General features: G+C 45.9%; 1 protein-coding gene. It reads right to left on the reverse strand.

Going from position 1 to position 907, the window contains the following annotated elements:
- A partial coding sequence (locus AC1DSE_RS35850) for a sensor histidine kinase (RefSeq protein ID WP_477529190.1) occupies positions 1–814 on the reverse strand: 814 nt, incomplete at its 3' end.
- Positions 815–907 lie beyond the last annotated feature (93 nt).

The following is a 907-nucleotide window of genomic DNA, read 5'->3' on the forward strand; positions in this document are numbered from 1 at the left end:
AGGATATGCCTAGAGCAGAAGCGGATTCTTCAACCAGACGGTCGAGGGCATACTGCCTAACGTCCTTTTCCGCATCTGATGCAAGTCTTCGTACCGTTCTGCGCATTAGCTCCATGCTGTCCTGCAGCTGATCACGCATTTGCTCAACCGTGCTGCGAGCTCTTGCGTTATCTGCATCGAATAAATGCAAAGCCGCTTCGGACATCATTTTGACGCGAATAAGGCGGTGCCCCAAATCATCATGAATATCTTTGGCGATGCGGTTTCGCTCTTCAATCTGGGCTTGATACTCAACCTGCAAAGCGTAAACCTGCATTCTGCGTTTGGCTGAGTCAAGCTCTGCATGGCTTGCRGCCAGTGCTCCGTATAAATCTTCTATTTGATGATGTTTGTCCTCAAACTCGTTGGAAGCATAGAGGACGGCTGCTGTAGTTATCCATAGTACCGCTACAGCAAATATGATTTCGGGTTCTCTGCCATACATACCTGTCAATAAAGCAGCTAAGCCAGCGATGGTCCAAGCTGTGCTGACCATGCGAGTCGGCCTTTGTTGAAATGAGGCAATAAGGGTGGAGAAAAGCAATAGAAACAGAACTCCACCGTACGAATAGGAAAACCATGAAAAAGCGATTAACTCCAGCACCAGCAATAAAATTCGATATTTAGGATATAGGGAGCCAGCTTTCGTTAGGAGCAGAGCAAGGAGTACAGAGGCGGTGTAATGAGCATATAAACCTGCTTCGACATGCACGATACTAATAATAGAAGGAATCGCTACTAACAAGGAACGAATTTGATTCAGTTGTTTCTTCATATCCGAGCAGCTCCTGCAGCTGAATTTGATTTATTATAGCACATTGTTTAATGAGCGAACGAGACTGAAACCGCTTTTCATCCAACCTTCATG

It is taken from the genome of Paenibacillus sp. 01L418 (genome assembly GCF_056400045.1).